Raw genomic sequence first — 14,455 nt, 5'->3', positions numbered from 1 at the left:
CTGACCGGATATATTGCTACTGCAATTCAACTATTTTCTCGCCGTCTTTCGTATTAAACTTAACTGTCGATTCATTCAGCCATATGGGTTCCCCAATCTCATTGGGGGCTAACTCTTCATCATATGAAGTCATAATTTTAAAATCTTGTCCCTCGATTCTTCTCATTAACAAGCCTAGTGAATCGACTCTCTTATAAAAACTATACATGTGATCGCCTCTTAACGATGCCACTCGACTTTTTACTATTAATGTTTCTTGTTTGTTGGGAGAATCCATGAACTCGTAATCGGATTGAGCAAGCTCAAAATAAAAATAAGCCGCCCCAACCGCGAACATAAGAGGAGCAATTAAAATTACAGCTCCCATAAATATCAGTTGACGGGGTATTCTGAGAAGAAAGATAAGCAGAAAGATAAAGGTTATATTCACCACACTTAAATAAAAGTAACCCCCCGACTCCAAGGGTATGATGTAATAGTTATTATTGCTCATTAGAATAAGAGCTGCATCAATGAATAGAAGCAGCGCGAATAATAGAAGATAGATCACTTTTAGTTTTTTGTAGGGACTTGTCTTCTCCATGTTTATTTGATCCCCTTTCTGGAACATTACACGACTTTCTTGAGTATAAGTATCGCCCTAATTTGTCCATCACTGAGCAGAGATCAGAAAAAGACCTTGAGAGATAGATACCTCAAGGTCAAAGTCTCAATCACGTTAATTTAATAAAGTTGAGAAATGAATTCATCACGTTTCAGTCTATCAATATCAAATATTATAAGATTAATTCACTGCTTCATATTCAATTAGCCCGGTATTATCAGTAAAAAAACAACTATACGTAGTCGAACTGATAAATTTCATCTCCTGTATGTCGATCCACATAAATGTACTTTTCCCCCAATTGAAATCTAATTAACTTCTGTTTAGAGGATTGGGTATCGGTTCCTGTATATTTCGGCTCAATAATATACTCACCAAGTTTGTTAATGATCCCATACTGTTCTTTCACAACAACGTAGGCTGTTCCTTCGTGAAATTTTGAAGCATAGTCAAAAAGCGGTGGAATGACTACATCACCCGTTTTATTGATATACCCTGTCTTTCCATTTCGTTCAAAGGTACATAGACCCTCCGAAAAAAAACCAATCGAGTCATAAACAGGTTCGATGACAATGTCACCGCTTGTGTTAATGACGCACTGTTTGTCGGCGGAATAATGCCAAGCAGGGGCCAGCCCCTCGGTGAACTGATAACCTGAACTAAATAATGATGAGGAGATAACCAATTCTCCTTCTTTATTAATATAACCATTACGTTCAGTCTTTTTATCCGTAAAAAAAGCTAATCCGTGTGAAAAATGGCCCACACTGACATCAGTGTACTGAAGCTGCACAACCCCTTCTGCATCCAAGAACTGAATGACATTTTCGATTGTTTTAGCCTGCACCCATCCTTCTGAAAAATGCCAAACACGTTGATAAATCGGTGAAATAATAACTTCATCCCTCTTATTAATGGCTCCCCAAAGATTATCGATCTTAATTGGACAAAGACCTTCGTTAAACTCTCCTGCAGCATCATATTTTATAGGAATATTACTATTTTCAATTGATAAAAAACCTTCTTTATCATTTTTCTTAACTCCAAATAACCCCTCGCTACCGTAGTAAGCATTATCAAACTGTGGGGATACAACTACATTTCCTCGTTGGTCAATATATCCCCAGGTTCCATTCTCATGTATCGGAAACATACTTCTCACCTCGTCAATAATACTAGTTAGATTGCTGCTTGTATAATTTTTATTATTACTCCGGGTACTCTAGCTATTCCTCCAGGTCCAGGAGTAAAATTTGGCGTAGGTAAAGATGGTAGAGTTTTTCTTACTTCCTTATAAAAAGATGCCGCTTGGACAATATTCTTAAAGGATTTTCTTTTTTTATTTTCATCATCATAATACACCGAATACTTAACATCACCACCCGAGTATGAGTAAACACTCATTTTGAACTCGGCTTTACCAAATCTATCTATAGTCTCATCTCTTGCTACTATACCATAAGGAGTCCCATTTTTTTGAACTTGTTGTTTACCAACAATTTTACCGCCTTTTAAATTCCCCTCCTTCTGATAAAGTGTCAGTTGAGGGAACGGATCCTGACCAAACGGCTTAATCTCCCACACTTGCCCATCAAGTACAACATCAGCCCTATAGCTTCCTATTTTATATTCCAAAGTTGCATGTTTCCCTGTTTCTTCGTACAATTGCGCAGCCAATAGTAGTTGAGCAACTTGGTGAAAGCCAAGACTTATATTCTCTCCTACTGAGTTCAGTACTTTCCTTGCAGCCTTAATTAGATTGGTTTTTCCTGTATTTAGTTCTTCTGAAAGCTCATTAAGCTTCTCATATCCCATATGTCCGCTAGGGTCTATATAACGAAGCGGGTTGTTATATACATACGTATAAAAATTCTGACTCAGCGGATTCGTCAATTCCCCCTCATACGAATCCTCATTAATAAACCGTCCCATTGAAGGGTCGTAATATCGAGCACGCAAGTAGATGTACCCCGACTCGTCATCCTGTATCTCTCCGGTGTAGCGGAACGGATTGCTCATCCCCTCGCTCTTCTCGGTCACATTGCCCCATATGTCGTACGCATAACGGTTGATCTCGGTTCCGCTGGCGTCCGTGATCTGTACCACATCTCCGTGTCCATTATACCAATAATAACCAGACTTTTGCGACGCATTGTCCTGCCGCCACAGCAGCTCGTTCCCCCAGATGTTCCGCGCCTTCACATTGCCGCTGCCATCGAGCTCCTCAATCACGCGACCGTTCACATATACATAGCGTGTCAGCGTCCCGTTCACCGTCTTCGTCGCCCGAAGACCGTCGCCGTAATACGTATACGAGGCTTCTACCGTCCCGGTCGAGGTTCCCGTTTGCTCGAAGCTGCTCAGCATATCCATCGCATTGTACGTCAGCTTCCGTTCTCCCATCGGCAAATGCGATGGCTGCGTCGTCGCATTCGTGACTCGGTTGCCCTTCCCGTCATAGCCGTACTCGCTTGTTCCCTCAGGCGTCACTTCCTTCTGAATCCGGTTCAGTGGATCGTAGCGGAAACTGGATTGCTTCGTTGCCGCTCCCGTCGTCTCTGTTAGCGTGGTGATGTTGGAGAACCCGTCATGGGCAAACGTCTCTACCTTGCTGGCAGCGCCGTTGTTCGTATGCTCGGTACGCTTGATTTCGCCAAACGCATTGCGATTAAAGGTTTGCTTCAAGGCGCTGCTGTATGCCACGGTGTAGCCATTGCTGTCTGCCCCCTTCGTATACGTGTAGTTCACCGTATTCATGCCGGGGTATTGCACCGACTCGATCCGGCTCAGTGGATCATACGTATACACCTGCTCCTTCTGATCCGGGAACTGGATTCCCTTCAATCGATCATAGGCATCGTATCGAAATGTATACGTCCGACCAGCCACTTGTTTCGTGCGAGGACGATTCCATTCATCGTACCCGTAGGTTAACGTTTCGTTCTCACTGGTGCGGGTTTGCGTGAGTAACCGCGTCGTTGGCGCATAGTCATTTTCCTGCCAATAGATCTCTCCCGTTGCATCGGATACGGAGACACGGCTCGGCTCCATATACGGCGTATACGTAAATGCCTTCGTCTGCCCGTTCCGGTCCACTGTGGATGTCAATAAACCGTTGCTGTTATAGGCGAATGTTTCCTTTTTGCCGTCTCCGTCCAGACCGGTCAACTGCCAGCCCAGCTCATTGTAACCCTTCTGGCTCTGAAGCTTGCCGTTCACCAAGGTCATCACTACCTGGCCTTGATGGTTATATACGTACTGGGTTTTGTGACCTGCCGCATCCTGCACATACGTCAGGTTTCCGAGTGCATCATAGCGGTAATGCGTCGTTTCCGTCTGTTCACTGCCGCTGCTGCCCAGCGCCTTGACATCTTTCCGAGCCAACTCTCCTGCTGGTGAATAGGTGAAGGTGGTGGTGCGGGTTTGCGAGGTGCTTTTCTCCAGCAAGCGTTCCAGCTGTCCAAATCGATTATAGTAACTCGTTTCGGTTTTTCCATCGGGATAGCTGACTTCCACTGTATCTTTCATTTCGAATACGCTGCCCGTTTGGACACCGTTCGAATACGCGTAGCTTGTCACTTGACCGATGCTGTCCGTAGCCGTTTTCGGCCTTCCACTGGAATCGTAGGTATACGCGGTCTGCAAGGTGCTTTCTCCATAAGGCAAGCTCGCCCGCACCTGCTGACCATCATTCGTTTCGTTCTTCATGATGACTCGTGTCGTTCCGTTCACCGTTCGCTGCTGTTTCAGCGCAAGCCCAAACGGCGAATAGAAGGACTCCAGCAGCTCACCATCCGGCGTCGTAACTGCTACTTTTCGCTTGGCATCGTCATACTGGATCGAATAAGCTTTATTAGCGCTTACACCGTCTCCTGGGATAAACGTACTGGAGCGAATACGGTCAAGATGATCGTACGTATACTCCGCTTTTCCCGAATCTGGATACGTCTCCTGCTGCAAACGCCCAGTTGCATCGTACTGGTACGACAGCGTAACCGGAGCCGGCTGCTCATTTTCCTTCAAACGAACCCATATCGTCTCTTGCTCCAGCTGTCCCTTGGACGTGTAGGCAAAGGTGCTTTTCATCGTGCTGCTATCCGTATTCACACTGCCCTGTGCCCGTTCTTCCACAGCAGCCACTTGATGCTCCGCCGTATAGGCGGTAAAAGCTTTCGTGACCGTCTCGCTCTGCTGCTCAACGGGATTGGCAGGATTCGGATACTGCTGCACCTGCGTGACGGTGGTGGGCAAATACTGGTACTTGTGACCAGCAGGGTAGTACGCCGTCTCCGTCTTCACGGTCGTCTTCTGATCGGCGCTTCGTGTCGTTTGACGGCTCACTTGGTGGAAAGGTCCCCCGTATTCCATCGTCGTCGTTGTGTCCAGCGCATTCTTGACGGTCAGCGGCTGCCCCCAGTTGTCATAGCTGGTCTGCTGAATCCAGTCTGTCGACTTGTAAAGGGGCGGATTCTGGTTGTCTGTGACGTTCCCCGCATAGCTGTACACTTTGCTTGGCTGCGAGAGCATGAGTTCGAGGGCTGGATCGGCAGCCATCGGGTATTCAAATGCGCTTAGTACATGGTCTTTGTTGGTATAGGTGGCTCCTGATCCGGTTCCTTCCCACTGCAAATAGTTCCATGGCTGCGTCCAGCTGAACTTCAGCAAGTATCCGGCTGCATGCGGCTCGATACGGTACTGCTGATACGAGGCCTCAGTCGATTCTCCCTGCTGGATATCTTTGCGCAGCGTCTGCTTGTCCCCGAACCGCGAGCTGGTCTTCAGGCGCGGTAGCTCTTGCTTAGGTACTTTCCAGTACTCGTTAAACTGCCAGCCATGATCGGGATGCTCGTTCGTGTAGTAATCCGACAGCAGCTTCGTCGTCCCGTCCTGTTGATACAGGTAATCGACCCGTTCCACCGCATGGTAGCCGAAATATTGTAGGGCGTGCTTATCCTGATACAGCCTTGTCGTGCCTCTATACTGCTCGCGCTGGGTCAGATTCGTATTCATTCCCCAGCTAGCGTTGTAATTCTGGTAGTTGAATTTCATCGTCAGTCCATTGGTGGTGTTCACTTTGTTCAGCAGCAGGTAGGCGATTTCTCCGTAGCGCTCCCCATTCTGCTGCACGACATCGCCCATTTCCGCAAGCTTGCCGTCCCCCCAGCTCCATGCTTCTCCGAAGCAGGTTTTGAGCGGGTCTGTACAGGTGCCGGTAACCGGCACGCCCTGCGCATCGGAGCTGTAGGTGACGCCATCTGGCTTGAAGTTGAAGTCGGCCATTTTCGTGCTGTCTACCGGATAATAGGTATACGATTCCAACGTGTGATTGCCTGCGGTCACATCCCGCACTCGGTCCAACTGCCAATAACCGATATGTTTATCAACAACGCCAACGGCTCCGTTATTCTCGGTCCAGGTTCGAATGATGAGGTCCGCTGCGGCACGCGTCACATCGTATTGTATCTTTTTAGTAACGATGCCACCCTCGCGTACTTCAAACCCCGTCACGACCCACTTGTTAGCGGTACTCGATAGGGAGGTGTCCCGCGTACGGAATATCGTAATGGTCCGGCCGTAAGAATCCGTGATGATGATATTCGGATTTCCCTCGGGGTAGGTATAGGTGACCGACTCTCCGAAGGCATTTGTTTTTTTCAAAATCCGTCCGTCAGGCGAGAAGGTATAGGTGAGCCAACCGCCCTGAACGGCTAGTACATAGTTTCCTTCTGCATCTAAGGTGTAGGATGCATCCTTGTACGGGTAGCGATAGGGCTCTCCGTTGCGGAATTCGATGCTGCTGCCATCGTCAAGGGTAAAGGCGACTTTCAGGTAAAAGGTTTCCAGCAGTTCCTTCGCATAGGTCGTTTGATAGCCACTCGTTTGCACGTTAACATTGCCCGCTGTTTGGCAAGGGTTGTTCGTTGGCGAGCACGCCACTGTTGTCGCTTTCACTTCTTCGATAATCGGCTCCGCATGAGCATAAGGCAGGTTTAAATGCCAGCCTGTGGCGATAAAGCCTGTCCGATACGGTTGGTCCGGTTTTTCACCGAAGTTCCCCCGGTCGCCTTCGCCTCCGTTCTCGCCGCCAAACAGGTTTTGGCTGATGTATTGCGGCTCCAGTATGTTGCTGTCCAGCGAGTTGTACGAGCGGGCGAGGTTGATCGCCAGTCCCGTCTTCCCAGATAAGGACAGGTCGGTGACCGCCTGATTCGCCGTTCGGTAGAGCGGGTCGACCAATTGATCGGTGTTGACACGGTAGCTGTACTCGTTCGTAAAGGGACTGTACACGTACTTGTCATTGGCTGGGGTCGATAAGACAGAGACTGTGCTTTTGCTCTTCGGTTTGTTCGATGCTGGCGCTTTCTCGGCTTCGCTGCGCTCTTCCTCCGTTGTCTCGTACAGGGGCGCATGCTTGGCTTTGTACCCCTTCTTATTCTGATGAAAGTCCCGGTGCTCGATAGCAATGGGCGCAAGCGCTTCGAGCTGCTTGAGTTGGGCTGCGGTGAGGGAGTTAATCGCTAGATTGACCTCCTTCGTCTCCCAGCTTAGGACGATCAGCTTTTCACTGTTCTGCAGTTCGTTCAACCACTCGGGATAGAAATAAGCCACGATTTGTTTCATGATGGCTGGAAGCTTCTCGATGGCTTTGGACCGTTCGGAAGGCAGCAGGTCTTCTTTCTTTAGCAAATCCTTCCGATCTACCTGATCTTCGAACGATTGCAAGGCATCCCCGCTTTTCATCCGTGATTCCTTCTGCTGCGCGGATTCCTTTTGCTGCTTGGTCGTTTGTTTCTTCTTGTTGTCTTCCACGGTCTTGCTATCTTCTACGGGCTGGGCTGGTTTGCTTGCTTCCTGCTGCTGTCCCACTGCCTTCCCTTGGGCATCGGCCACTCCGGCAAAGGAAGGGACAAGGAGCGTGATCGCGAGTATGATAAGTGCAACTCTTCTGAACATAATGAGCCTCCAATATGGGAGAAAGCAGCTTGATTCCTGCTTTCTCCGTTTCTATGTGCGTGGATGTTGTTCATTTAATTATGGATAGGTGCAAGAAACCAGCCCGTGAAGGGATTTGAAGCCTCTTTATTACTGAAAGCAGCAGGCATTCTCCAGAAAGGATGGAGGATAGCGCTCGCTTCAGTCGCCCCGTGGGGAGCGCTGAACGTCTGAGGGTCAGCGGGACTCTGCGTGAAGCTCATCGCATCTACTTCGAAGCTGCCTGCGCCGCCTGCTCCAGTTCCCCGAAGGATGGCGTATACCTTCGCTTTGACAGCCGTTGTCGGGCTCACGCCGGATTTCTCAAGCGTGATGTAGCCGCTTGTGGTAGCCAGTTGTTCCACTCTGGCTGTTCCTACAATGGCGTTGCCCGCATCCAGGAAATCGACATAGAGCTGAACCTTGGTCGCCGTCAAGCTGCCGACCATGAACTGACCGCTGACGGTGTATGGCGAATTCGGTTCTATGGCTGTGATCTGGTGGATCTTAACGGTGTCTCCACTCGCCAGACCAGAGCCGGTTATTTGCTGTGCCTGACCGCCTTCGGCAACAGGTGTACTCACCATTTGGAAGGATGCCGTGACACCTGCGGTGAAGGATTTGATCCAGTTATCCCCCACACCGCCGCTTCCTGTATAGGTTTCAAACCCGCCGTTAAGAAGCAGATTAGGATTGCTCGGCGCAGCCGCTGTCGTGACACTTAGTGGATCACTTACTGCCGAGATGTTTCCTGCCGCATCCTTCGCTTTTACGGTAAAGGTGTACGGTGTGCCTGCTGTCAGATTCGTAACGGTAAAGGTAGTTGCCCCGCCATTCACACTGCCTGTAAGCGTGCTGCCATTGTAGATGTCATAGCCGGTCACGCCGATGTTGTCGGCCGATGTCGTCCAGGACAGATTCACCGTCGATTCGGTTGTTTCCATGGCGATCAGGTTCGTCGGAGCGCTTGGAGCTTGAGTGTCTCCTGACGGAGCCGCTTGGATGAAACGCATATCATCCACGATAAAACTGCCCGTGCCGCCTGCTCCAGTTCCTCGAAGGATCGCATAGACTTTCGCTTTGGCCGTCGACGCCGGGACAACGCCGGATTTTTCAAGGGTGATGTAGCCGCTTGTCACAGCGGAATGTTCGGCTCTGGCTGTGCCAACGATGGCGTTGCTTGCATCCAGAAAATCGACATAGAGCTGCACCTTGGCCGCCGTCAGGCTCTCCACTTTGAATTGGCCGCTGACTGTGTACGGCGAGTTTGGCTCAATAGCTGCGATCTGATGGATTTTGACGTTGTCTCCGCTCGCCAGACCAGAGCCGGATAGCTGCTGCGCCTGACTGCCTTCGGCAACAGGTGTACTCACCGGCTGAAAGGCTGCCGTAACACCAGTGGTAAAGGATTTGGTCCAGTTGTCTGCCACACCGCCGCTTCCTGTGTAGGTTTCAAACCCGCCGTTGAGTAGCAGATTAGAGTTGCTCGGTGCGGTCGTTGTTGTGACGCTGAGCGGCTCACTCGCTGCCGAGACATTGCCCGCTGCGTCTTTGGCTTTGACGGTAAAGGTGTATGACGTGCCTGCCGTCAGGTTCGTGACGGTAAAGGCCGTTGCCGCACCATTAACACTGCCGACTACCGTGCTTCCGTTGTAAATGTCATAGCCAGTTATACCGATATTGTCGGTCGAGGCCGTCCATGATAATTGAACGGTCGTTTCGGTTATCACCGCTGCGGTCAGGTTCGTCGGAGCGCTTGGCGCTTCGGTATCCACCGTATCGCCCCCAATATGCAGCGCCGAGCTAGAAGCCGACCAGTTGCCTGCGGCATCTTGCGCCCGAACGGTGAAAGAGTACGCCGTTTCTGCGTCTATCTGGTTGAAGGTAAATCGGTTTGTCGCGCTCGTACCGAGCAGCGTTGTTCCATCGTAAATCTCATAGCTGCTAACGCTAACATTGTCCGTGGAAGGCAGCCAGACGAGATCAAGGCTTGACTCCGTCCGATTCTCGACCGCCAAACTTTGCGGGATGGACGGCGCTTCCTGGTCGGCTACGGCATCTCCCCGTGTGGAGACTGTCACACCTGGACTAACAGGGGACAGGTTGCCTGCCATATCCTTCGCCTGCACGGTGTATGTGTAGGCCGTTCCGGACTGCAAGTCCACATCGGTGAAGGTCTCGATACTGCTTGTGCCCACTTCCTCGTTGTTTCGAAGGATGGTGTAGGACACCACACCAACATTGTCTGTCGCTGGCTGCCAGCGCAAAGTCACTTCCCGTTCGCCCCGCACGTCGGCCTCTAGCTCGTTCGGGATGGACGGTGCTTCGGTATCTGGGATGATGTGGGCCGTGAAAGGCTCGCTGAAAGCTGAGCTATGGCCAACGGCATCTTTTGCCTTGATCGTAAAAGTGTAAGTCACATTCGGCTGCAACCCGACGACGACATAAGTCGGCAGCAGGCTGGACCCTGCCAGCACGCCATCCCGATAGATATCATAACCCGCGACTACGGTGTTATCTGTCGAAGCCTTCCAAGTGAGGCTGATGCTATCCGTGGTGTAGCTGTTAATTTGGATACCCGTCGGTACGCTTGGCGCGGTATTGTCGACCATCGTTGTCACCTGCACGGTGCCCGCTGCGGAACGGTTGCCCGACCTGTCTAGGGCAGTGACGGCGAAGGTGTAGAGCGTGTTCGGCTTCAAATCCGTAACGACCAAGCTTGTTTTGTTTTTGAGCTGTGTCGCTATTACGGTTTGATTCTGCTTGATTTCATAGGCCACGACATCTACATTGTCTCTGGCTGGCTGCCAGTTCAAGGTCACGCCGCTTTCGGTAATCTGCTCCGCCTGCACGATAGGTGTAGTCGGGATCGTTGTGTCAGGCAGCAATCTAGACACGATCGCTGCGCTCGCATTTGAACGGTTTCCGGCTGCATCATAGGCGCGGACGGCTATAATATATGTACGGTTGGCTTCCAGGCCTGTGATCATTCCGCTCGTGTTCGTGAAAGTCCCTTTGACTACACCATCGACAAGCACTTCATAACCAACTATACCAATGTTATCAGTACTAGCATTCCAAACAAGATGGGCATAGGTCCCCCACTTGTTTAAGAGCTGTAAGCCGGTTGGTGCCATTGGGTTAGTTATATCAGGTGTTGTACTGATCGGAATAAGGCCGCTCTCGGCCACTACCTGCCCAGCCGCATTTTTTCCTTTCACACGAAATAAGTACCTTGTAGCAGGGTTCAAACCGGTGACCTGAAATTGCTTGGCTGTTGATTCCGCTACTCGTTCTAACCCTTGATAGATCTCATAAGCTACAATTTCAGCTTCATTAACTTCACTAACGAGCCAGCTTAATGAAATATTAGTTTCCGTTTTAGTATGCGTTACATGAACATTTTGTGATGAGAAATAAGTGCCTTCCAATTGACGAAAAATGTTCCCAAAGTTGAGCCGATGCTCCTGATTAGAACCCCATATCCATACCGTTCCATCGCTTTTTATAGCAGTACTGTGCTTATATCCTGCCGAAGCCGTGATAATTGAGTCTAATGTTTTTACTTTAATGGGAGATGATTTCGATATAGATGTACCATCACCCAGTTGACCACTGGAGTTCAGCCCCCAAGTCCAGAGTGTCCCATCGTTTTTTAACGCTATACTGCTTCTACCATAGGTCGAAATTTCAGATATTGAATTTAAACCTGTAATTTGAACAGGTGAACTTCTATTGACTGTTGTTCCATCTCCCAATTGACCATCACTATTATTTCCCCATGACCATACTGTTCCATCGCTCTTCAGAGCCAAGCTATGAGAAGAACCTCCTGCGATTCCTATAACAGATGTTAGCCCGTAAACTTGTCCATATATGGAATAACTCCCCCTTTGACCAAATGTATTTGATCCCCAGCCCCATACCGTACCATCACTTTTTACTGCTAGACTATGTGAGTATCCTGCTGATATTGCAACAACATCATTACTAAATACGCGCGTAGGAATTCTCGCATAGTCACCTAACACTGAAGATCCTACTTGCTCACTGCCGTTATACCCCCATCCCCAAACGGTTCCATTTCTTTTAAGGGCAAGCGTATGATAGCCTCCTGATGATATCGATACAACGGAATCTATTCCCAGCACATGCACTGGAGAGCTCTTATTATCAAAAGTTCCATCGCCTAATCCATTTCCGCCATTATACCCCCAAGCCCAAACGGTTCCATCGCTTTTAAGAGCCACACTGAAATTACTTCCCACACTAACTGCAATAACTGAATTTAAATCATTCACTTTAACAGGTGCTCCCCTGCGTATAGTTGTACCGTCACCTAGTTGTCCGTATGTATTGTCACCCCATGCCCATACAGTACCGTCGCTCTCAATCCCAAGGCTATGAGATTCACCTGCCGCAACCATTACGAATGAATCTGGTGATTCAAGTTGAATCGGAACTTTTTTATTGTTTGAAATACCATTACCAAGCTGCCCGAAATCATCAGATCCCCAACCCCATATCGTTCCGTCACTTTTAAGCGCTATACTATGAGTTTTTCCTGATGAGACGGAAATAACTGAATCCAGATTTGAAATCTGAGCTGGCTGGCTTCTATTAGTCATAGTTCCATCTCCGAGTTGACCAAAATCATTTACTCCCCATGTCCATACCGTTCCATCGCTTCTTACTGCGATACTAAAATATGACCCTGCAGAAGCTGCTACAAAGTCGTTCAAATCAGCCCATTTGAACGGAAATCTATTAACATTATTATATGAGTATCCCCATTCCCACACTGATCCATCACTCTTCAACACGATACCATGTTCTTTTCCTGTTGATAAGGCTACTGCATTTTTATATAAGCTAGTTAGCTTAATAGGAACTGCTCGGCTGAGATCTCCACCCATCCACTCATAATTTAAATTTCTTCCCCATGTCCAAACTTCGCCACTTTTATCTATTGCAGTACTGTGGTAGCTACGAGCAGATATTTCCGAAATTCCATTCAATCCGGATACTTGTACTGGAGTGGCTGAGTTGGCTTCAGTACCATTACCTAGTTGACCGTAGTTATTAAGACCCCAAGCCCATACTGTCCCGTCACTCTTAACTACGATGCTGTGATCTTGTCCTGCCGATATTTTCACAATAGAGCTCAGACCCTGCACTTGAACTGGTGACCTCCTATATTCGGTCGTTCCATCGCCCAACTGTCCATAACCATTCCAGCCCCATGCCCATACTGTGCCATCCTTTTTCAATACAAGATTGTGATTATAACCGGCTGATATTGCTCGGACTTCGTTTAGCTCTTTTACCTGTAAAGGGGAGGCGCTATTTATTGTCGTACCATCTCCAAGCTGGCTATAATTATTTTTTCCCCAGGCCCACACTGTTCCATCGTCTTGTAGCGCCAAACTATGTTCCTGACCAGCTGATATTGCTATAACTGAATTTAGTTGCTTGACTCGAATCGGTAAGCCTTGACTGATAGAAGTTTCTGCGCCTATTTGACCATAAGACCCCCAAGTCCATGCTGTTCCATCATTTTGAATCACCATGCTATGATTACTGCCTACTGAAATATCGATTACGGAGCTTAGTTCCAACACTTGTACAGGAGAACTCCTATTAATCGTTGTCCCATCACCTAGTTGACCAGATCCGTTAACTCCCCATGCCCACACTTCCCCATCACTATTCACAGCAACACTATGACTTTCACCTGCAGATACTGTTCGGATTGAATGAAGGCCATTAACCTGAACGGGCATGCTAGTATCCGTAGTTGTCCCATTGCCAAGCTTACCATTATCATTATTTCCCCAAGCCCACACTGTTCCATCGCGTTTAACTGCTATACTATGACTATTGCCTGCTGCTATCTTCGTAACATCACTTATACCCAATACCTGTACAGGAATACTAGTATTTATGGTCGTACCATTACCGATTTGACCAAAGGCATTATCTCCCCAGTTCCATACTGTACCATCACTCTTTATGGCAATCGTATGCGTTTCCCCGGCAGATATGGCTACTACAGAACTGATCCCTGACACTTGTACAGGAATGCTTCTGTTCGTCGTCGTTCCATCGCCAAGCTGACCTGAGTCGTTAGCTCCCCATGACCAGACAGTACCATCAGATTTCAGAGCAATACTGTAATTGTTGCCTGCGGCAACTGCCGCAACGCCACTCAAGCTTGTCACTTGCTCAGGCAAGGTTTTCAAAGTATGCGTACCGATACCCAATTGCCCATAATCATTATTTCCCCATGCCCACACAGTACCATCCTGTTTCAAAGAAATTGTGTGCTCCAACCCTGCCGATACTTCTTCTACTTCTTGAATACCTTCAACCAGCACTGGAAGCTTCCTTTGGGTATCATTCATTCTTTCTGGACCAAGACCTAATTGGCCGGAGAGATTGTCTCCCCAGCCCCAAAGAGTGCCATCGTCTTTAATGCCGAATGAATTATTCGGGCCAGCACTTATTTTCTTAAAGTCACCCACTGAGATTAACGTTGAGCTTCCTTCAATCTCCTCCGTAATTTGATTCACCATATTCCCGCTATTATCATACGTATAGCTTGTCCGGTACTGCTTCCCATCCTTCTCGAACTCAATATGCGTCAGTCTGTTATTCTCATCGTAGACATAGAGATCAGGCTGCGCATAAGCAAGCGTTTGAAACGATAAAACAATAATCATAAACAAGAGCAGAATCCGCTTGATTTTCAACTTCATACCCTCCAATTTTCATTTTCAATACAATTACCAATAAATTCAATTAATTATATATGAAAATTGGATAAATTGAGTGATTTTATTATAAATTTTAGAAAAATTTTATCATGGATATTTAGCT

4 protein-coding genes are annotated in these 14,455 nt (G+C 48.2%); all 4 read right to left on the bottom strand.

Going from position 1 to position 14,455, the window contains the following annotated elements:
• Nucleotides 1-16: 16 nt before the first annotated feature.
• The 4 genes from L6H65_RS09010 to L6H65_RS08995 all read right to left on the bottom strand — a co-directional run bounded on the left by L6H65_RS09010 (nt 17) and on the right by L6H65_RS08995 (nt 14,328).
• A complete protein-coding gene (locus tag L6H65_RS09010; protein ID WP_236340175.1) occupies nt 17-583 on the bottom strand; it encodes a hypothetical protein in 567 nt (188 codons plus the stop codon).
• 253 nt (nt 584-836) lie between these two features.
• A complete protein-coding gene (locus L6H65_RS09005; protein WP_236340174.1) occupies nt 837-1,757 on the bottom strand; it encodes a WG repeat-containing protein in 921 nt (306 codons plus the stop codon).
• Between the two features lie 26 nt (nt 1,758-1,783).
• Nucleotides 1,784-7,558 (bottom strand): RHS repeat domain-containing protein, encoded by a 5,775-nt coding sequence (locus L6H65_RS09000; protein WP_236340173.1) that lies wholly within the window; start codon nt 7,556-7,558, stop codon nt 1,784-1,786.
• A 74-nt stretch (nt 7,559-7,632) separates the two neighbouring features.
• A complete protein-coding gene (locus L6H65_RS08995) occupies nt 7,633-14,328 on the bottom strand; it encodes an RCC1 domain-containing protein (protein ID WP_236340172.1) in 6,696 nt (2,231 codons plus the stop codon).
• Between the last annotated feature and the right edge of the window lie 127 nt (nt 14,329-14,455).

It is taken from the genome of Paenibacillus plantiphilus (assembly GCF_927798095.1).
GTDB lineage: Bacteria > Bacillota > Bacilli > Paenibacillales > Paenibacillaceae > Paenibacillus_Z > Paenibacillus_Z plantiphilus.
Note: the sequence above shows the minus strand (reverse complement) of the source record. Positions and strands in the feature narration are given on the sequence as shown.